The organism is Roseomonas alba (assembly GCF_019430885.1).
GTDB classification, from domain to species: Bacteria; Pseudomonadota; Alphaproteobacteria; order Acetobacterales; family Acetobacteraceae; genus Neoroseomonas; species Neoroseomonas alba.
The window spans coordinates 41,559-60,106 of sequence record NZ_JAHYBZ010000003.1 but is presented as its reverse complement, the minus strand read 5'-3'; the positions used below and the strand labels follow the sequence as shown (position 1 = coordinate 60,106).

Below are 18,548 nucleotides of genomic sequence, written 5' to 3'. Positions count from 1 at the left end.
GCTGTGTGCGAGATGCCTGCGGTCCAGGTGCTCCAAGCACCGGGGGCACCCACTGACGTTTCATGGCAACGTCAGTGGGACCGCGATGGCGGGGATGTCCGGAGAGGCACGGCCCCGCCGGTTCCGCCCGTGAACGCAAACAAGCCCTCAGGAAGGCCTCTCGGCCTTGCGCGGGGAAAGCCCTCTCGGTCTCGCCCTCAATTATCCAGGAACGACCGCAGCTTCCGCGACCGGCTCGGGTGCTTCAGTTTGCGCAGCGCCTTGGCCTCGATCTGGCGGATACGTTCGCGCGTCACGTTGAACTGCTGCCCGACCTCTTCCAGCGTGTGGTCGGTGTTCATGCCGATGCCGAAGCGCATGCGCAGCACGCGCTCCTCGCGCGGCGTCAGGGACGCCAGCACGCGGGTCGTCGCCTCGCGCAGGTTGGACTGGATCGCGGCGTCCAGCGGGATGACCGCGTTCTTGTCCTCGATGAAGTCGCCGAGGTGGCTGTCCTCCTCGTCGCCGATCGGCGTTTCGAGGGAGATCGGCTCCTTCGCGATCTTCAGCACCTTGCGCACCTTCTCGAGCGGCATGCCGAGCTTCTCGGCCAGCTCCTCGGGCTGCGGCTCGCGGCCGATCTCGTGCAGCATCTGCCGGCTGGTGCGAACCAGCTTGTTGATCGTCTCGATCATGTGGACCGGGATGCGGATGGTCCGCGCCTGGTCGGCGATGGAGCGCGTGATCGCCTGGCGGATCCACCAGGTCGCGTAGGTCGAGAACTTATAGCCGCGGCGGTATTCGAACTTATCCACCGCCTTCATCAGGCCGATATTGCCTTCCTGGATCAGGTCCAGGAACTGCAGGCCGCGATTCGTGTACTTCTTGGCGATGGAGATCACGAGGCGGAGATTGGCCTCGATCATCTCCTTCTTCGCCTGGGTCATGTCGCGCTCGCCGCGGGAGACGGTCGCATAGACGCGCTTGAACTCGCCGATCGGCATGCCGGTGGTGTTGGCGACCTCGGTGATGCGGGCGCGGATCTGGTCGACCTCGGCCGAGTGCTTCGCGACGAAGGCCTTCCAGTACTTGGACGGCAGGGCGCCGACCCGCTCCAGCCAGGCCGGGTCGAGTTCCGACCCGCGCCAATGCTGCAGGAAGTCCTCGCGCTTGACCTTCTGGCTCTCGGCGAGGCGCAGGACCTGGCCTTCCAGCACCGTCAGCTTGCGGTTCAGGCCCTTGAGCTGGTCGACCAGCTCCTCGATGCGGTTATTGTGGAGATGGACCTTCTCCACCAGCGCAATCAGGTCGCGGCGCGACTTCTCATAGGTCTTCTCGCCACGGCCCACGAGCTCCTCGCCGGCATGGTAGGCGTCCATGCGCTTGGAGGTGAGCTTCAGCAGCTTGCCGTAGAGGCTCTCGATCTCGGCGAAATTGGCGAGGACTTCGGGCTTTAGCTTCTCTTCCAGGGCGGAGAGCGACAGGCCCATCCCCTCGCCCTCGTCGCCTTCCTCGAATTCCTCCTCGGCGGCCTCGGCGGGCGCGCCGTCGGGGTTGCCGGCGGACTGGGTGGCTTCGAGGTCGATGACGTCGCGCAGCAGCATGCGGGCCGGGGTGGCGCGCACCGCCTCATGCCAGCGCAGGATGGCCTGGAAGGTCAGCGGGCTCTCGCAGAGCCCGCCGATCATCATGTCGCGGCCGGCCTCGATGCGCTTGGCGATGGCGATCTCGCCCTCGCGCGACAGCAGCTCGACCGAGCCCATCTCGCGCAGATACATGCGCACGGGGTCGTCGGTGCGGCCGAGGGATTCCTCATCGACGTTGCCGCCGGATTCCTCCTCGTCGTCATCCTTCTTCTCGGCCGGCTTGGCGGCGGCCTCGCCGTCCTCGTTCTCCTCGGCCTCGACGACATTGATCCCGGCCTCGCTCAGCGTGGCCATCGTGTCTTCGATGGTCTCGGAGGACACCTGGTCCTGCGGCAGGGCGGCGTTGATCTCGTCGTAGGTGACGTAGCCACGCTCCTTGCCGCGGGCGATGAGCTTCTTCACGGCCGCCGACTGGGTATCCAGCAGCAGTCCTTCGACCTGCTCGTCCCGCGTCTCGACCGTCTCAGCCCCTGCCGCCGCTTTGCTCGCCATGCGTACTCCGCTCCGTCCAACGGTTTCGGGCATCCGATCGCAGCCGGATGCCCGAGAAAACCACCCTCTACCCTATGCGGCGTCGCCCGACGCCTCCGCGGCGCCCTCGCCGCGGCGGAGCGCGTCCAGCGCCTCCGTCACCAGGATCAATCGGCGCTGCGCCGAAGGATCATTCGTTTCGGCAAGACTCTGCCGGGCTTCCCGCTGATCCTCGATCAATTCCGCCTCGCCGCGCAGGCGCAGGAAAAAGTGCCAGAAGCCTTCCTCGACCTCCCGCGGCAGGGCTTCCGGCCCCGCTGCGAAGGGGAGGCCCACGGGCATCAGAGCCCAGGCAACCGCATCTTCCGCGCCATGATGGGCGAGGTGGGCGATCAAACCTTCAGAGTCAAGCGGTTCCGAGGCCACACCCCATGCGAGAATCGCGTCCCGCAGTTGCGTGGCGGGTCCCGGCGGCAGGTCGAGCAGCCCGATCGCCTCCTCCACCTGGGGCAGGATCCAGGGGTGGCGGAGAATGATGGCGAACATCATCCGGGCGCGTTCGGCGCGGACCGGGCCTTCGGATATGGCGGGCCGGGCGGCGCGGCGGGGCGGCGGGCGCTGGCCTGGCCGCAGGCGGGATGCGGCGAAGAACCGGTCCAGCAGCACGCGGCGGTATTCGCCGGCCAGCGCCTTGTCGGCGATGGCCCCTGCTGCCGCGTTCAACCGGTTGCGCAGCGCGGCGCGCTGTTCGGGCGTCGCGGCCGGGCGCCCCTCGGCAATCAGACCGTAGAGCGCATCCGACATCGGCCGGGCCCCGTCGAGCACGGCCTGGAATGCCGCCGGGCCGCGCTTCGCGGTCAGGGTGTCAGGGTCCTCCCCGGCCGGCAGGGTCGCGAAGCGCAGCGTCCGTTCGCTGGTGATCAGTGGCAGGGCCAGTTCCGCCGCCCGCGCCGCCGCCCGCGCGCCTGCCGCATCGCCGTCGAAGCACAGCACCGGCTCGGGGTTCAGCCGCCACAGCTCTTCCAGTTGCTCCGCCGTCAGCGCGGTCCCGAGCGGCGCGACGGCTCCCGTGAACCCGGCCTGGTGCAGGGCGATGACGTCCATATAGCCCTCGACCGCGACGACCGAGGCGCCGCGAAACGCCCCCTCCCGCGCCAGATCCAGGCCGTAGAGCCCCATCCGCTTGCGGAACAGCGGCGTCTCCGGGCTGTTCACGTATTTCGGCTGGCCGTCGCCCAGGATGCGCCCGCCAAAGGCGATTACCCGTCCGCGCCGATCGCGGATGGGGAACATGACGCGTGAGAAGAAGAAGTCGCGGGGCGGATCCCCGGCCTCGCCCGCCCGCAGCAGCCCGGCTTCAAGCAACTGCTCCTCGGTCACGCCCTCGGCCTTCAGGTCGGCCTGGATGGCGCCCCGGCCGCCGGGTGCCCAGCCCAGCAGGAAGTCGCGGATCGTCGCGTCCTTCAGCCCCCGCCGCAGCAGGTAGTCCAGCGCCGGCCGTCCCTCCGGCAGGAAGAGGCGGCGATGATAGGCTTCGGCCGCCGCCTGCATGACGGCATGCAGATCGCGCGCGCGCCGCTCTCGCGCAGCTTCCTGCGGCGATGGCTTCGGCACATCCATCCCGGCTTCTGCCGCCAGGCGCTCGATGGCCTCGGGGAAGGACGCGCCGTCCGCGCGCATGACGAAGGTGATGGCATCCCCATGCGCGCCGCAGCCGAAGCAGTGGAAATGGTCGTCATAGACGTAGAAGGAGGGGGTCTTCTCGCCATGGAAGGGGCAGCAGCCCTTCCAGTTCCGCCCCGATTTGGTCAGCCGCGTCTTCCGCCCGATCAGCCCGGGCAGGGGCGTTCGGGCGCGCAGCTCGTCGAGGAATGCGGGGGGCAGGGCCATGGGAAGCCGGAGAAACTAGACTCGCGCCGCGATGATTGCACGCGCGCGGAGAGGGGCTCTGCCCCGCTCCGGACCTCACCCCGTCAGAGGCCCGGACGCCATTCTCCATTGCCGGGCTGGTTCCGCAGCCGAAGATCGGGGGGCTCTGTCCCTCCGAACCACCCCGCCAGATGCTTGGAGCGCCTGGACCGCAGGCACTTGGTGTTGGGAGGGGCGGTCACCTTCGTGCCCTCGAAACGCCTTGCGGGCGCAAGGGCGGCTTTCGACGGACGTCCTGCCAGCGGCGCATAGAGCCAGGTCGATGGCTGCAAAGGCCCTCCGGCCTTCGCGGGGTTGGTTTGGAGGGGCGGCGCCCCTCCAGCTTCCGCAGCGGAAGAATGAGGGCAACGGCCAGGGACCCGCGCATCCTCGGCGCGCGAGAACGACTCCCGGCCTTGGGCCGAACCGTGATGCCCCATGCCAAGTGACGGTTTCCAAAGGCCCTGTGGCCTTTGGTGGGGGAGGTTTGGAGGGGGCAAAGCCCCCTCCAATCACCCGTCACGCCCCGACATACTTGGTCGCGCATCCATAGGGCGGCGTGCTCGCCTGCTGCACCGGCCGCCCTTCGGCGGCGCCGAGGGCGGCGCGGCGGGTGAACCTCGCCGTCATGTGCTCTCTCGCGGTTCGGCAATGGCTTGGAGGATGATCCCTTCGGTGAGGATCTGCGGCAGGATGCGCGGCGCACCGCCCCCCGCCGGGTAGAACAGATAGAGCGGCACCCCATCCCGCTGATGGGCGCGCAGCACGGCGGTGATGGCCGGGTCGCCGCGGGTCCAGTCGCCGGTCAGATAGGCGATGTTGCTGTCGGCGAAGGCGCGCTGGACCCCATCGGTCGCGAGGGCCACCCGCTCATTCACCTTGCAGGTGATGCACCAGGCGGCGGTAAGGTTCACGAAGACCGGGCGGCCTTCGGCGCGCAGCGCGGCAAGGCGGGCCTCGGACCAGGGCTCGCCATGGTCCGCGCCGGCGGCCTGGGCGGGCGCGGGGGCGGCATGCAGGCCCGGCAGCAGGGCAAGGGCGCCGACGACCGCCGCGACCCCCACCGCCCGGGCGATGCGTCCACCCGACTGCTGCGCGATGCCGATCGCCCAGGCGGCGAAGCCGATCAGCACGGCGCCGCCCAGCACGGCGAGCACCGCCATCGACCCGGCCTGTTCCGACAGCACCCAGACCAGCCAGGCGGCGGCCGCATACATCGGGAAGGCCAGGCCCTGCTTCAGCCGCTCCATCCACAGGCCGGGCTTCGGCAGCAGCCGGGCCAGGGCGGGGAAGACCCCGAGCAGCGCGTAGGGCAGGGCCATGCCGAGCCCCATGGCGGCGAATACGGCCAATGCCTCGGCCGCGCTCATGCCCAGCGCCGCGCCGATCGCCGCGGCCATGAAAGGCGCCGTGCAGGGCGTCGCCACCAGCACGGCGAGCATCCCGGTGAAGAAGGACCCGGCATGCCCGCCCTTGGCCGCGAGCCCGCTGCCGGCCGAAACCGGCCCGCCGATGGCGAAGACGCCCGACAGGTTCAGCCCGACCGCCAGCATCAGCCAGGCCATGGCCGCGACGAAGACCGGCGAGGTGAACTGGAACCCCCACCCCGCCACACCGCCGGCCGCCCGTAGCCCGACCAGAAGCGCGCCAAGCGCGAGGAAGGACAGCACCACCCCCGCCGTATAGGACACCGCATGCGCCCGCACCGTCCCGCGCGCCGCGCCGGACAGCTTCGCGAGCGACACCGCCTTCATGGCGAGGATCGGGAAGACGCAGGGCATCAGGTTCAGGATGAGCCCGCCCAGGGCGGCAAACAGCAGCGCCTGCCACAGCGGCAGCCCGGCCGCCGCGCCAGCCGCGGGCACCGGGCCCAGGGGCGCCGAGATCAGATAGGCCCCGCGCACGCCCGCGGCATCGGTGATCGCCACCACGCCAGCCACCGAGGATGGCAGGCTCTCCGCCCCGCCGCGCGTCAGCCCGAGCCGCAGCGTGCCGTCCGCGACCGTCATCGGCTGCGGCGCGGCGTTGTCGATCACGCCCCAGGGCTCGGGGAAGAAGAAGGCCTCGCGCACCGCGCCGGGCGCGATGCCCGGGCCGGAGATCGCGATGGCCCCGGCGCCGTCCTGGAAGCCATAGGTCGCGCTGAAAGGGGCGGCGCGGGCCTGGGAAGCCTCGGCGGCGATGAACAGGCTGCCGGTGGCGGCGTCGGCCGGACGCCCCGCGGCCTCAACCGGGATGTCGAGCCGGAAGGTGCCTTCCTCGGGGATGCAGATGCGCTCGCAGACCAGCCAGGTCGCATCGGCCTGGATCGGGAAGGTCTCGCCCGGCTTCAGGCCCGCCGGGGCGGTGACCGGGATTGTGAAGACCGCTTCGCCCTCGTAGCCGAAATTCACCAGGGGTCCGAAGGGGATGCGCTGCGGCGCGGGGAACTGCATCGGGGCGCTCGTCGCGCCCTCGGGCATGGTCAGGGCGACCTCGGGCGGTTGCCCCGCATCCCCCGGGTTGATCCAGTAGGTGTGCCAGCCAGGCGCGAGGCGCTGGCGCAGCGCGATCCGGAAAGTCTGTCCCGGCGCGATGGCGTCATGGTCCGCGAGCACCGTGACCGTCGCGCGGGGGGAGGTGACAGGCGCGCTCTCAAGCGCCCGCGCGGCGGGCGCGAGCGCGAGGACGGCGGCAAGGACGGTGAGCACTTGCAACATGACGGGAAAGAAAGGTGCCCCGGACCGCGCCGCAAGTCCCGTAACGAAGAATTTCGGCCGGCCGGGGATCATTCCAGGGAGCTGCTTTCCCAGGCGGCGTCGCTGATGGCCGGGTGGCGGGACAGTTCGGCCACCACCGCCCCGATCTCCGCCGTCACCACGACGGTGCTGACCAGCACGGCAGTCACCTCGACGACGTCCTCGCCGCGTTCGATCACCTCGACATCGGCGACCGGATACTGCGCGGCCTGAAGGCGCTCGATCAGATGTCGGCGCATCGCCGCCAGGTGCCGGGCGTCGGTGGTGATGCGGACCTCGATCCGCGCCTCGGTGCCTGTCTGGTCGAGCGGGCGACGCTCGATCCAGGTCACCACGGGCCGCAGCAGCGTATTGCCGGCCAGGACGAAGGCGGTGATCAGGACCGCCTCCACCACCAGATCCGACCCCGCCGCGGCGCCGATCGCCGCCGAGCACCACAGCGTCGCCGCGGTGTTCAGGCCGCGGACGTTCAGCCCCTCCTTCATGATGACGCCGGCCCCCAGGAAGCCGATGCCCGAGACGACATAGGAGATGACGCGCACCGCCTCGGCATCGCCGGCCAGGCGCTGGGCGATGTCGACGAAGGCGGCGGCGCCGACGGCGACCAGCGTGTTGGTGCGCAACCCGGCGCTGCGCTGGCGGAACTGGCGTTCCACTCCCACTAGCGTGCCGAGGACGAAGGCGACGAAGAGGCTGAAGGCGCTGTCGAGCAGCGCCATCGGCTGGATCGTGGTCAGGAAGTGCAAGGGTCAGGCACCGCGCGGGGGAAAAGGACGCGACCCTCATACCATGCGATCGCATATGCGGCGGACCGCCATGAAATCGTCATGCCGAGGGTGGCGAGGCGCCCGCTGACGGCCGCGCGCTACGGGCGCGGCACCACGTCCCGGATCGGTTCCTCCCGGGGATCGTCCAGTGGCCGGCTGGCCACCCGGCCGCCCAGCGACGCAAAGTCCACATCGGCCATCTTCACCCGGCGCAGCGTCCTGTTGAACTGCGTGTGGTAGTACATGGCGCGGTTGCGGATATCGCTCGCCACCGTCCATTGCGTGGCGCTGTACATCAGTTGCGGCTGGCCCGGCGCGCCCCGCTCCTGGCTGACCGCTTCCACGGGCAGGTCGAAATTGTCGAGGATGCGGAAGCTCTCCCGCACCGTGTCGAAGCCGCCCGTGGTGTGCCGCGCGGTCGCCACATAGGCCGCGGCGCGGATGAAGCGGCTGGGCGGCGTATAGTCCCCCGGCAAACCCAGCAGCCCCGACCCCACCCCGATCGGCGCCAGCTCCACCCCGGCGACGCGGCGCGGGCCGCGATCGGCGGGCGAGAGTTCCAGATAGTTCCGCACATTGGTCATGTGCCAGTCGTAGCTGGGCGAATTGGTGATGACGCCGAAGGGCGCATCGAAGACGCGCAGCGCGCCCTCGAGCGATTCGATCACCACCGCCTGGCCGCTCTCCTCGATGGCGATGACATGCGCCGGTGCTGGGAAGCCGAGGGCCGGCTCGACCACCGGGGCGATGCGGATATCGGCAAGCGCCGCGCGCACCTCGGCGACCGTCGCGCAATTCGTCAGCAGGTAGCCCGCGAGGTCCGTCATCGCCATGGACCGGGCCGCCTGGGCGGGATCATAGGGCGCATAGACCGCCGTGCCCGGGTGGTAGAACATGCCGACGACAAGGCCGGCCTCGTTCAGCCCGTCCGTGACCACGGGCTTGCCGAGGGCGAAGATCGCCAGCGCCTTGTGGCGGCCGGTCCAGGCGATGCCGGGCTTGCCGTCGGGCATCTTGTCAGCCGCCTGCAACGCGATGCCCGAGGGCACCGCGGCCAGCCGCGGCATCATGTCGAAGGTGCCCCATTCGAGGGTCCGGGCGAAGATGACAGACCCATCGGCGCCCTTCAGCCGGATGCCTGTGCAGGCCTCGGCCTGGCGCGGCGCCAGCAACCCGGCGGCGCCCAGGCCGAGCCCGGCGGCCAGCAGGCCGCGTCGATCCCATCGCATGCTGCGTTCCTTCTTCCCGTGGCGGGTTGGTTCCCGCACACGTTTCGCGCGAATCTAGCGCAGGAAGCACCACGAAAAGTTGAGTTTCCGCAAGTTGCCGGTCCGCCGGGGATGCCACCGTGCGGTGCGCGCCGGCACGCCGGTGGGGCACTTCATCCACAAACCGGGCATCTTGGAAAAAAACTCAATATCTTCAGTACTATGACCTAATGCCCTGACCCCCTGGATGAAGTTATCCGCAGCCTCTCTCCCCAGATTTATCCACAGGATGCGCACTGCCGTGGAGGCGCGCGGTTTCGTCCTCGATCGCCGTTTCCAGGGCGTTCATCAGCGCGGCGCGTGGCTGGCCGGCCGGCAGTGGCGGCAGCACCGAGATGTGGATGACCCCCGGCGGCTTGCGGAAGGCGCGCCGGCCCCAGCAGCGCCCGCTGTCGGTCGCCACCGGCACCACCGGCGCATGGGTCGCGGCGGCCAGCGCCGCGACGCCGGGCTGGTACGGCACGTGCTCGCCGGGTGCCGTGCGCGTGCCCTCGGGGAAGATCACGATGGGCCGACCCTCGGCGAGCCGGCCCCCGGCCTCCCGCACCATGCCCCGTAGGGCCTTCGCACCGGCCTTGCGATCGACGGCGACATGCCCGCAGCGCCGTGCGAGCCAGCCCCAGATCGGGATGTCGAGCAGCTCCTTCTTCAGGACATAGACGCAGCGCGGCAGCAGGACGAGCCAGACCACGGTGTCGAAGGCCGATTGATGCTTGGCGGCGATGATCGCGCCGCCGGTGGGGATGTGCTCAAGGCCTGTCACCGCGACCCGGATGCCGCAGACGATGCGCAGCAATCCGATCACGGCGCGGGCCCACAGCCGCACATAGCCGATCAGCACAGGCGGGGGCGCGGCGAGCAGCGGCACGGCCGCGAGCACGACAAGCGCCGTCCCGCCCAGGAACAGCAGGTTGAACAGCGCCGAGCGCAGCATGGTCATGAATCGCGAATCTCCCGCCGCGGACTGGCCAGCGCCGACAGGCCGGCGCGCGCGAGCAGGTAGCGTCCGTATTCACCGAACAGAAGGGCCCAGGTCGAAGCTTTCCACAGCGTCCCCGGCGCGCGCAGCGTGCTCGGCACGATGGCGTGGGGCACCAGCGTCGCGCCCCGCATGGCGCGGCGCAATTCCAGCAGCGCCCGCGGCATGTGGTACGAGGCGGTGACCACGCGCAGCGAGTGCAATTCTTCGGCCCGCGCCCAGGCCGCGGTTTCCACCGCATTGCCCCGCGTCGTCGCGGCGGCCCGCCCGATCGCGACCCGAGTCGTGAAGGGTGCCGGGTCGTGGCCGGCGGCCGCGATGATGCCGACCAGCCCCGCCTCGGGATGCGCGCCGGAGATCAGCAGCCGCGGTGCCCGGCCTTCGGCCAGCAGGCGCAGGCCGGTGGCGACGCGCTCGCTGCCGCCGGTCAGGACGACGATGCCGTCGGTCTCCTGCATCGAGGGCGCCGCCGGATCGAAGGCACGCGCGACGAAGACCGCGAAGCCCAGGAGAAAGGCGATCGCGAGGCCCAGCACCAGCCCGAGGACCCACCAAAGCCGCCGGCGGCGGCGTGGCGGCGCGGGCGCGGCGGCCTCCTCGCTCATGGCAGGCGGCGCAGCCACCGACGCACCGTCGCCTGGGTCGCGATCCAGGCGACCACGCCTGCCATCACCGGCAGCAACAGCAGGTCGACCCAGGGCAGCCCCTGCCAGGACGCCTCGCCGGCCAGGGGGCCGGCCAGGGATGCGAGGCCCGCCAGCGCCGGAACGGCCAGTACCGTGCCCATCACCGCGCCCATGCCGGCGAGATACGCCGCCCTGCGCGCGAAGCGCCCCGCGACATCCGCGTCCGTCGCCCCGAGCCCGTGCAGCACCAGCACCGCATCGCGGCGCGCCGACAGGCCGGCCCGCACCGCGACACCCACCACGGCGGCCGCCACGCCGGCGACCAACCCGAGAACGGCCAGCGCCAGCCCCTGGATCGCCCGCGCCAACGCAGCGAGATGGGCGACCCAGATGCCATGCGCTTCAGTGACGGCGCCGGGGACCTCCCGGGCCACGCGATCGCCGATCAGGGTCGCATCGGCCGACAGGTCGGCGAGGTGGAGTTCGATCACGCCGGGCAGGGGCAGCCCCTCGGCGCCGCCCAGCCAGGGGCGCAGCAATTCCGCCATGCGGGCGGGATCGACGGGCTCCGCCGACGCGACCTCGGGCTGAGACCGCAGCACGGTCAGGGCGCGCTGCATGCGCTCCGGCGTGGGTTGCGGGATCTGCACGGTGACGGCGGCCTGCGCGCCTTCCCGCCAGCGTTCGGCGAGGCGGTCCGCGCCAGCGCGCCCGGCCAGGGCCAGCGCGGCCAGCAGCGCCATGGCGGCCACCAGGCCGATCAGCAGCCGGTCCGCGAGCGCCTTGCGCAGGCCGAGCGGATCGCGTGCCAGCCGCCGCTTCGGCTCAGCCATCCGCCACCAGCCGGCCGCCGTCGAGGGTGAGCATCCGTCCCGCGTGGCGCTGCGGCAGGTCCTCGGAATGGGTGGCGACGACGACCGTCGTGCCCATGCGGTTCATTTCCAGCAGCAGCGCCAGGGTGCGCCGCCCCTGGCGCGGATCGAGCTCGGAGGTCGGCTCATCGGCGACCAGCAGAGCGGGGCGGGTCACCACGGCGCGTGCGATGACGAGGCGCTGCTGCTCGCCGCCGGACAGTTCCTCGGGCCGCCGCGCTTCCTTGCCCGCCAGCCCGATCCAGTCGAGCAGGTCGGCGACATCGGCGCGGATGGTCGATTCGGCGATGCCGGCGAGTCGCAGTGGCAGCGCGACATTGTCCCAGGCGTTCAGATGGGTGAGCAGTCGGAATTCCTGGTGCACCACGCCGATTCTCCGGCGCAGCGCCGGCAGGTCCCGCCGGCGGGCACGCGACAGCGGGATGCCGAGCAGCTCGACCTCGCCCTCGCTCGGTCGCAGCGCCGCCTGCATCAGGCGCAGCACCGAGGTCTTGCCCGCGCCGGAAGGCCCGAGAATCCAGGTGAAGGAGCCTTCACCGAGCGTGAAGGACAGGTCGCGCAGGACCTCGGGACCTGGCCGTCCGCGCTGATCGGGATAGGCAAGGCCCACGCGGGTGAATCGCACCATGAGGATGTTTTGCCTGCGTGGCGCGCGCACCTCAACCGCTGCTTGCCGCATCGCGCGCGCCGGTCGAGGATGGAAGAACGATGCGTATCGATTGTCCCGCCTGCGCCGCGACCTATGAGGTGCCAGACCGCCTGCTCGCCGGGCCGGCGCGGACGCTGCGCTGTTCGCGCTGCGGGGCGGATTTCGCGCTGCCGCGGGTGGCGGCACCGGCACCGCCGCCGGTCGCGGAACCGCCGCCCGCGGCGCCCCCGGTGCCGGAACCCCAGGTCGCCACCGAGCCGCCACCGGCACCGCCGCCGCGACCCGAACCGCTGGCGATGGTCGCGCGCACGCCACCGGACGAAGCAGCGACCCCGCGCGGGCTGGTCGGGGCCTGGATCGCCTCCCTGGTGGTCGTGGTGGCGGCGATCCTCGGGCTTCTTGCCTTCCACGCGAAGGTTATGGAGATCTGGCCGGCGAGCACGCGGCTCTTCGCGGCGCTGGGGCTCGCTTAGAGCATGTTCGGTTCACGTTCGTTCACCCATCATGCTCCAATCCATTGTTTGATCGCGTGATTCAGACTTCCGGCGCAGCCCCACCCGCGGCCGTCACGCGCTGGAGCCGATCCTGTCCGGATGAACTCATCTGGACAGGTGAAGATGGCCGCAAAAACAAACACCTGGAGCGTTGCTGGTGAACGGAAGCTCGCCGGAAGTGCTCTAGCCGCCGGCCTGACGCTTCCCGCGGCCCTGCAGCCAGGCGACCGTCAGCAGCAGCAACACCGACAGCCCCACCAGAAGAGCCGCCGCCGCGGTCGTCGTCAGGCTGATCGAATCATTCAGTCCGGCGAACATCTGTCGCGGCAGGGTGCGTTGCGCGGGACCGGCGATGAACAGCGCGACCACCACCTCATCCAGCGAGGTGGCGAAGGCAAAGACCGCGCCCGCCGCCACGCCCGGCGCGATCTGCGGCAGGCAGACGCGGAAGAAGGCGCGGAGCGGCCCCGCGCCGCAGGCCGCGGCGGCGCGCAGTTGGACGGGGTCGAAGCCCTCCAGCGCCGCCAGCACCGTCACCACCACGAAGGGCACGCCGAGCGTCGCATGGGCGATGATCATCCCCGCATGGGTCGCGACCAGCCCGATCGGCCCGAAGGCCAGCAGCAGCGCGACGGCGACGACGATCACCGGCACGACCATGGGCGCCAGCACGACGCCCATGGCGACCGCCCGGAAAGCACCCGTCATCCGCCACAGCCCGAAGGCCGCCGGCGTGCCGAGCAGCGTCGCCAGCCCCGCCGCCGCCGTGCCGATCAGCAGCGAGTTCCACGCCGCCGGCAGCCAGAAATCGGAGCCGAAGAAATCCTGATACCAGCGCAGCGACAGCCCCGGCAGCGGATAGAACAGGAAGGACCCGGCCGAGAAGGACAGCGGCAGGATCGCGACGATCGGCGCCATCAGGAACAGCGCCACCAGCAGGCCCACGGCCCACAGCGCCCCGCGCGCCATCACGCCGCCCCTGGCCGGCGGAACCCCGCCAGCCTGCCATACAACGCGACGCACAATCCGACCGCCACCAGCAGCATGATCGACAGCGCCGCGGCCAGGCCCCAGTTCACCGAGCGCGTGGCATAGAAGCCGACGAACCAGGCGAGCATCTGGTCGTTCGGCCCGCCGAGCAGTGCCGGCGTCACGTAGAAGCCCAGCGCCTGGATGAAGACCAGCAGGCAGCCCGCGCCGATCCCCGGCAGGCACAAGGGCAGCGTCACCCGCAGGAACACGAGCCATGGCGCCGCCCCCAGCGAAGCCGCCGCGCGCGGCAGCCGTGGATCCAGCGCGCGGAAGGCGGCCACCAGCGGCAGCACCATGAACGGCAGCAGGATGTGCACCATCGCCAGCACCACGGCGAAGCGGTTCATCATCAGCGTCAGCGGTCCGATCCCGATACTGCCGAGCGCCGCATTCACCACGCCCTCCTTCTGCAGCAGCACCATCCACGCCGCGGTGCGGACGATCAGGGATATCCAGAAGGGCAGCATCACCGCACCCAGCAGCAGCGTGTTCGCCCAACCCCGCGTGGTCGCGATCAGCCAGGCCATCGGCCAGCCCAGCAGCAGGCAGCAGGCCGTGACCAGCAGCGAGATCCACAGGCTGCGCAGCAGCACGGCGCGGAACACCGCCTGGTTGTCCGGCACCGGCCGCACGGCCCCCGTCGCGTCGCGCTGCAGGTCCAGCGCGGTCAGCGCATGGAAGGCCGAGAGCGGCCCGCCGGCGCGGCGGATCGCGCCCCAGGTCTCGATGTCACGCCAGTCCTCGCTGATGGCGAACACGGCGTCCTGTGCCGGACCTGGGAAGGGGCGTTCGACGCGCCGTGCGGTCATGGGCAGCAGGCCACGGAAGCCGGGGCGATCGGCATTCAGGCGCGCGGCGGCGCGAGCGATGGACCCGCCGCCGGTGTCGCGGTCCCGCGCGCGGGCGTCGCGCAGGTCAGCGACCAGGGCGGCGAAGGCGGGTTCGGGCGGCAGCGCGGTGCCGTTCCAATCGGCCAGCGTGGCGACGGTGCGGGGCAGGACGGGGGCGACCTCGGCGTCGCTGACGCCTCGCCAGAGGAAGGCGGCGATGGGAGTGGCGAAGGTGAGGAGCAGGAAGAGGAGGAGAGGCGCCATTAACAGCGCCGGACGGTTCATGGGGTATCGGAGAGGGGCGCCGCCCCTCTCCGAACCTCACCCCGCCAACGGGGTCCGATTGACGTTGCTTCGCAACGCCAATGGGTGCCCCGGGTGCTTGGAGCACTTGGAGCGTAATCATGTGTTGCTGGGCGCATCGGGCAGTCTCCGCCCTTCCAGCGCGTTTCGGGCGCAAGAGCGGGTCTCGGCGGCATTCTGCCTGTGGCGCCCGGCATCAGGTAGAGTTTTCAAAAGGCCTTTCGGCCTTTGGCGGGTGGGGGTTCGGGGGAGGGCAGAGCCCTTCCCTGATGCGCCAACGCCACGATCCTCGCGCCTGCGGGGCAAAGCCCCCCCAATCCTCAGCGGCGGCACGGAGACCAATCAGCCCCTGCCCGCAACGGGACGAGAGCGGCGTCCTATTCCGGCTCTCACCGCGACACCCAGGTGTTGAACCGCTGCGTCAGCCGGTCGAGGTTGTCGAGCCAGAACTGGTCGTTCAGGTGCAGCGCGCTTTCCAGGTTCTGCGGCGCCGTCGGCAGGTCCGCGAGCAGGCTGGCGGGCAGCTTCTCGTTCACGCCCTTCGCGGTCACGCCATAGGGGATCTTCGGCGGCAGTTCCGCCTGCACGGCGGGCTGGCCGACGAATTTCAGGAACTCCAGCGCGCGCGCCTTGTTCGGGCTGCCCTTCATGATCACCCAGGAATCCAGGGTGAAGATGTTGTTGGTCCAGACGATCGCGAAATTGCGCCCATCCGTCGCATTCGCGGCCGAGATGCGGCCATTGTAGGCGACGGTCATCGCCACCTCGCCCGCAGCGAGCCATTGCGGAGGCTGCGAGCCGCGCTCGAACCAGGCGAGGTCGGCCTTGATGGTCTCCAGCTTGCGGAAGGCGCGGTCCACGCCCGCCGGCGTGCCGAGCACCTGATAGACCTGGCTCGGCGGCACGCCATCGGCCATCAGCGCCATTTCGAGCGTCGTCTTCGGACCCTTGCGCATGCCGCGCTTGCCGGGGAAGCGCGTGGTGTCGAAGAAATCCGCCCAGTTCGTCGGGCCCTGCGGCGTGCGGGCGCGGTCGTAGCCGATGATGAAGGAATAGAGGATCGCACCGACGCCGAAGTCGTTCACCGCCTCGGGGATATAGGCGTCCTTGCCGCCGATCGCGGCCCAGTCCATGGGCTCGAACAGACCTTCATCGGCGCCGATGAGGAGCTCCTCGCTCTCCACCTGCACCACGTCCCAGGTATTGGCACCGGAGGCGATGCGCGACCGCAGCACACCGATGCCGCCGTCCCAGGTTTCCTCCAGAAGGCGAGTGCGCGTGGCCTGCTGGAAGGGACGGAAATAGACCTCGCGCTGGGCGTCCTGATAGGCGCCACCCCAGGAGACGACGGTGAGGTCGCGGCCCTGCGCCTGCGCCGCCCCCGGCAAGGCCGTCGCCGCGAGGGCGCCCTTCAGGATGGTCCGGCGTTTCATGGGGTCGTCTCCTTCGTGGCGTTCGGCTGCGGTGGGGATTCTAGACCTTGGTCGAGGCGTCACGGAAGGCGACGGCAGCACCTTCCGGCCAGGCGATGGAAATCGGCCCGCCGGGGGCGGGCAGGCGGCCGATGCCGGCGGGGCGCTTGGACAGGACCTCGCCGCCCTCGTCGAAGGCCAGGCGCAGCCGGACATGGTCGCCGAGGAAGATCGCCTCGAGCAGCGTCGCCGGCTGCGCGCGCTCGCCGAGATCCGAGGCATCGGCATCGGCCACGGCGATGCGTTCGGGGCGGATGGCGACCAGGCAGGCCTCGCCGGTGCCGCCGCAATCCGCGGCCTGGGCGGTCACCACGGGGCCGCAGCGCAGCCGCACGCTGACCTCATCACCATCGCGCGAGGCGACGATGCCCGGCAGCAAATTGTTCTCGCCGACGAAGCCGGCGACGAAGGCATCGGCCGGCCGGTCGTAGAGCATCGTCGGGTCGGCGCATTGGCGGATGCGGCCGCCCTCGAAGACCGCGATGCGGTCGGACAGCGTCAGGGCCTCCGCCTGGTCATGCGTGACGTACATCATGGTCACGCCCAGCCGCTGGTGGATGTGGCGGATCTCGAGCTGCATCTCCTCGCGCAGCGCCTTGTCCAGCGCGCCCAGCGGCTCGTCGAGCAGCACGATGGGCGGTTCGAACACCATGGCGCGGGCTAGGGCCACACGTTGCTGCTGCCCGCCGGAAAGTTGCACCGGCCGGCGGTCCGCGAAGCCGTCCAGCCGTACCATGGCCAGCGCCCTGCGCGTGCGGTCGTCGCGTTCGGCCCGGCCGACACCGCGGACGGACAGCGGGAAGGCGACATTCTCCGCCACCGTCATGTGCGGGAACAGCGCATAGGACTGGAACACCACGCCGATGCCGCGTCGGTGCGGCGCCGTATGCGCGATGTCGCGGCCTTCCAGCAGGATGCGGCCCTCGGTCGGCGTCTCGAAGCCCGCAAGCATCATCAGCGTGGTGGTCTTGCCCGACCCGGACGGGCCGAGCAGCGTCAGCAGCTCCCCCCGCGCGATGTCGAGGTCGAGCGACTGCACCGCGGCGGGCCCACCGGCACCATAGGTCTTCCGCACGCCTTCGAAGCGCACCAGCGTTTCGGCCATGGCCCCAGCTTCGGCGGCTGGGCCGGCTTGTCAACGCCCGGCCGCCCCGGTAACGCCCCTGCCGGTACGAGGGAGCCCAGGACCATGAGCGAGACCACCGAACCCAGCCTGATCGCGAAGCGGGAGGGTCTTGCCGGCACCCTGCTGATGAACCGCCCCAAGGCCCTCAACGCCCTGACGCTGGAGATGATCCGCGACTTCGCCGCGGCCATTGCTGACTGGCGTGACGATGAGGCCATCCGCCTGGTCGTGCTGGAAGGCGCCGGCGGCCGCGCCTTCTGCGCCGGTGGCGATGTCCGCGCCGTGCGCGCCGCGTCCATCGCCGGCGACCGCGCGGCGGTCGAGGCCTTCTTCTCCGAGGAATACGCGGTCAACACCGGCATCGCGACCTTCCCCAAGCCCTGGATCAGCCTGATCGACGGCGTCTGCATGGGCGGTGGCATCGGCGTCGCCGTGCATAACGGCCCGCGTGTCGTCACCGAGCACGCGCTGGTCGCCATGCCGGAAACCGCCATCGCGCTCTTCCCGGATGTCGGGACGTCCTATGTGCTGCCGCGCCTGCCCGGGAAGGTGGGGATCTGGCTGGCACTGACCGGCGCGCGGCTGACGGGTGCGGATTCCGTGCATGCCGGCCTCGCCACGCATTTCGTGCCGCGCGATGCCCTGCCGGGCCTGCGCGCCGCCTTGCTGGCCGAAGGCGCGGGCGCGGTGACGCAATTCGCAGTGACGCCGCCGGAAGCCTCCTTCGCGTCGCATCGCGAGGCGATCGACCGGTGCTTCGGCCAGGACGGCGTGGCCGCGATCCTCGCCGCGCTGGACGCGGAAGGCACGGAATGGGCCGCCGCCCAGGCGAAGATCCTGCGGCGGATGTCGCCAACCTCGCTCTGCGTGTCGCTGGAACTGCTGAAGCGCGGCGCGGAACAGGATCTGGCCGGGTGCCTGGCGACGGAACTCGCGCTGACCCGCGTCGTGGTGAACGAGCACCCGGATTTCGTCGAAGGCGTGCGGTCCGTGCTGGTGGACAAGGACGGCGCGCCGAAGTGGCAGCCGGCGCGAATCGAGGACGTCGATCCGGCGGCGATCGCGAAGATGTTCGCGTAGGTGGGCCGGAGAGGGGCTTTGCCCCTCTCCGGACCTCTCCCCACCAAAGGCCACAGGGCCTTTGGAAACCGATACCTGGCGCCGGGTAGGGCACGCGGCTCGCAATGCCAGGACGGGCGCGGTGCCTGGGCGTTGGGCGTGAAGCGCGCTGTCCCGTTGCTTCGACTTTCGATGCCAGGCCGCAGAAAGTGACCTGCCGGAAGCCAGGGGCACCGGGCACAAGGGGCACTCAGCGCATCTTCGTGCCTGAGTGCACCATCTGACGCCCGTTGCGACAGTATTGCGCGGAACCAAGTCAAGGTTTCCAA

15 protein-coding genes are annotated in these 18,548 nt (G+C 70.6%); 2 read left to right on the top strand and 13 right to left on the bottom strand.

Annotated elements, in window-relative coordinates:
* Nucleotides 1-197 precede the first annotated feature (197 nt).
* The 9 genes from rpoD to KPL78_RS09000 all read right to left on the bottom strand — a co-directional run bounded on the left by rpoD (nucleotide 198) and on the right by KPL78_RS09000 (nucleotide 11,882).
* Nucleotides 198-2,117: an RNA polymerase sigma factor RpoD gene (gene rpoD / locus KPL78_RS09040; protein WP_219762616.1), complete on the bottom strand. Its 1,920-nt coding sequence runs from the start codon at nucleotides 2,115-2,117 to the stop codon at nucleotides 198-200.
* Between the two features lie 72 nt (nucleotides 2,118-2,189).
* Complete coding sequence (gene dnaG / locus KPL78_RS09035) at nucleotides 2,190-3,986, bottom strand: DNA primase (protein ID WP_219762615.1); 1,797 nt, start codon at nucleotides 3,984-3,986, stop codon at nucleotides 2,190-2,192.
* 644 nt (nucleotides 3,987-4,630) lie between these two features.
* On the bottom strand, nucleotides 4,631-6,703 hold the full coding sequence (locus KPL78_RS09030) for a protein-disulfide reductase DsbD family protein (protein ID WP_219762614.1): 2,073 nt from the start codon (nucleotides 6,701-6,703) through the stop codon (nucleotides 4,631-4,633).
* Between the two features lie 68 nt (nucleotides 6,704-6,771).
* The gene (locus KPL78_RS09025) at nucleotides 6,772-7,488 is read right to left on the bottom strand and encodes an MgtC/SapB family protein (RefSeq protein WP_255568808.1); all 717 of its coding nucleotides are present in this window, start codon (nucleotides 7,486-7,488) and stop codon (nucleotides 6,772-6,774) included.
* 119 nt (nucleotides 7,489-7,607) lie between these two features.
* The gene (locus tag KPL78_RS09020) at nucleotides 7,608-8,738 is read right to left on the bottom strand and encodes a linear amide C-N hydrolase (protein ID WP_219762613.1); all 1,131 of its coding nucleotides are present in this window, start codon (nucleotides 8,736-8,738) and stop codon (nucleotides 7,608-7,610) included.
* A 232-nt stretch (nucleotides 8,739-8,970) separates the two neighbouring features.
* Entirely contained in the window at nucleotides 8,971-9,717 is a 747-nt protein-coding gene (locus tag KPL78_RS09015; protein ID WP_219762612.1) for a lysophospholipid acyltransferase family protein, read from the bottom strand.
* Nucleotides 9,714-10,361, bottom strand: a complete 648-nt coding sequence (locus KPL78_RS09010; RefSeq protein WP_219762611.1) for a YdcF family protein — start codon at nucleotides 10,359-10,361, stop codon at nucleotides 9,714-9,716. Before KPL78_RS09010 ends, KPL78_RS09015 begins: the two co-directional genes overlap by 4 nt.
* The gene (locus tag KPL78_RS09005; RefSeq protein WP_219762610.1) at nucleotides 10,358-11,215 is read right to left on the bottom strand and encodes a cell division protein FtsX; all 858 of its coding nucleotides are present in this window, start codon (nucleotides 11,213-11,215) and stop codon (nucleotides 10,358-10,360) included. The genes KPL78_RS09010 and KPL78_RS09005 overlap by 4 nt, the downstream gene beginning before the upstream one ends.
* On the bottom strand, nucleotides 11,208-11,882 hold the full coding sequence (locus KPL78_RS09000; RefSeq protein ID WP_219762609.1) for a cell division ATP-binding protein FtsE: 675 nt from the start codon (nucleotides 11,880-11,882) through the stop codon (nucleotides 11,208-11,210). The genes KPL78_RS09005 and KPL78_RS09000 overlap by 8 nt, the downstream gene beginning before the upstream one ends.
* 80 nt (nucleotides 11,883-11,962) lie before the next feature.
* Between KPL78_RS09000 and KPL78_RS08995 the strand changes: the two genes are divergently transcribed.
* Nucleotides 11,963-12,376 (top strand): zinc-ribbon domain-containing protein, encoded by a 414-nt coding sequence (locus KPL78_RS08995; protein ID WP_219762608.1) that lies wholly within the window; start codon nucleotides 11,963-11,965, stop codon nucleotides 12,374-12,376.
* 204 nt (nucleotides 12,377-12,580) lie between these two features.
* On the opposite strand, the gene KPL78_RS08990 is transcribed toward KPL78_RS08995, so the two are convergent.
* The 4 genes from KPL78_RS08990 to KPL78_RS08975 form a co-directional block, all read right to left on the bottom strand.
* Nucleotides 12,581-13,366: an ABC transporter permease gene (locus KPL78_RS08990; protein ID WP_219762607.1), complete on the bottom strand. Its 786-nt coding sequence runs from the start codon at nucleotides 13,364-13,366 to the stop codon at nucleotides 12,581-12,583.
* On the bottom strand, nucleotides 13,366-14,523 hold the full coding sequence (locus KPL78_RS08985; RefSeq protein ID WP_219762606.1) for an ABC transporter permease: 1,158 nt from the start codon (nucleotides 14,521-14,523) through the stop codon (nucleotides 13,366-13,368). The genes KPL78_RS08990 and KPL78_RS08985 overlap by 1 nt, the downstream gene beginning before the upstream one ends.
* Before the next feature lie 428 nt (nucleotides 14,524-14,951).
* Complete coding sequence (locus KPL78_RS08980; protein WP_219762605.1) at nucleotides 14,952-15,995, bottom strand: ABC transporter substrate-binding protein; 1,044 nt, start codon at nucleotides 15,993-15,995, stop codon at nucleotides 14,952-14,954.
* Between the two features lie 40 nt (nucleotides 15,996-16,035).
* A complete protein-coding gene (locus KPL78_RS08975) occupies nucleotides 16,036-17,139 on the bottom strand; it encodes an ABC transporter ATP-binding protein (RefSeq protein ID WP_219762604.1) in 1,104 nt (367 codons plus the stop codon).
* Nucleotides 17,140-17,223: 84 nt separating this feature from the next.
* Between KPL78_RS08975 and KPL78_RS08970 the strand changes: the two genes are divergently transcribed.
* Nucleotides 17,224-18,240, top strand: a complete 1,017-nt coding sequence (locus KPL78_RS08970) for an enoyl-CoA hydratase/isomerase family protein (protein WP_219762603.1) — start codon at nucleotides 17,224-17,226, stop codon at nucleotides 18,238-18,240.
* Nucleotides 18,241-18,548 lie beyond the last annotated feature (308 nt).

Excerpts from the sequence above, each read along its gene's own strand:
- rpoD (WP_219762616.1), bottom strand. The coding sequence starts at position 2,117 with ATGGCGAGCAAAGCGGCGGCAGGGGCTGAGACGGTCGAGACGCGGGAC.
- dnaG (WP_219762615.1), bottom strand. The coding sequence starts at position 3,986 with ATGGCCCTGCCCCCCGCATTCCTCGACGAGCTGCGCGCCCGAACGCCC.
- KPL78_RS09030 (WP_219762614.1), bottom strand. The coding sequence starts at position 6,703 with ATGTTGCAAGTGCTCACCGTCCTTGCCGCCGTCCTCGCGCTCGCGCCC.
- KPL78_RS09020 (WP_219762613.1), bottom strand. The coding sequence starts at position 8,738 with ATGCGATGGGATCGACGCGGCCTGCTGGCCGCCGGGCTCGGCCTGGGC.
- KPL78_RS09015 (WP_219762612.1), bottom strand. The coding sequence starts at position 9,717 with ATGACCATGCTGCGCTCGGCGCTGTTCAACCTGCTGTTCCTGGGCGGG.
- KPL78_RS09010 (WP_219762611.1), bottom strand. The coding sequence starts at position 10,361 with ATGAGCGAGGAGGCCGCCGCGCCCGCGCCGCCACGCCGCCGCCGGCGG.
- KPL78_RS09005 (WP_219762610.1), bottom strand. The coding sequence starts at position 11,215 with ATGGCTGAGCCGAAGCGGCGGCTGGCACGCGATCCGCTCGGCCTGCGC.
- KPL78_RS09000 (WP_219762609.1), bottom strand. The coding sequence starts at position 11,882 with ATGGTGCGATTCACCCGCGTGGGCCTTGCCTATCCCGATCAGCGCGGA.
- KPL78_RS08995 (WP_219762608.1), top strand. The coding sequence starts at position 11,963 with ATGCGTATCGATTGTCCCGCCTGCGCCGCGACCTATGAGGTGCCAGAC.
- KPL78_RS08990 (WP_219762607.1), bottom strand. The coding sequence starts at position 13,366 with ATGGCGCGCGGGGCGCTGTGGGCCGTGGGCCTGCTGGTGGCGCTGTTC.
- KPL78_RS08985 (WP_219762606.1), bottom strand. The coding sequence starts at position 14,523 with ATGGCGCCTCTCCTCCTCTTCCTGCTCCTCACCTTCGCCACTCCCATC.
- KPL78_RS08980 (WP_219762605.1), bottom strand. The coding sequence starts at position 15,995 with ATGAAACGCCGGACCATCCTGAAGGGCGCCCTCGCGGCGACGGCCTTG.
- KPL78_RS08975 (WP_219762604.1), bottom strand. The coding sequence starts at position 17,139 with ATGGCCGAAACGCTGGTGCGCTTCGAAGGCGTGCGGAAGACCTATGGT.
- KPL78_RS08970 (WP_219762603.1), top strand. The coding sequence starts at position 17,224 with ATGAGCGAGACCACCGAACCCAGCCTGATCGCGAAGCGGGAGGGTCTT.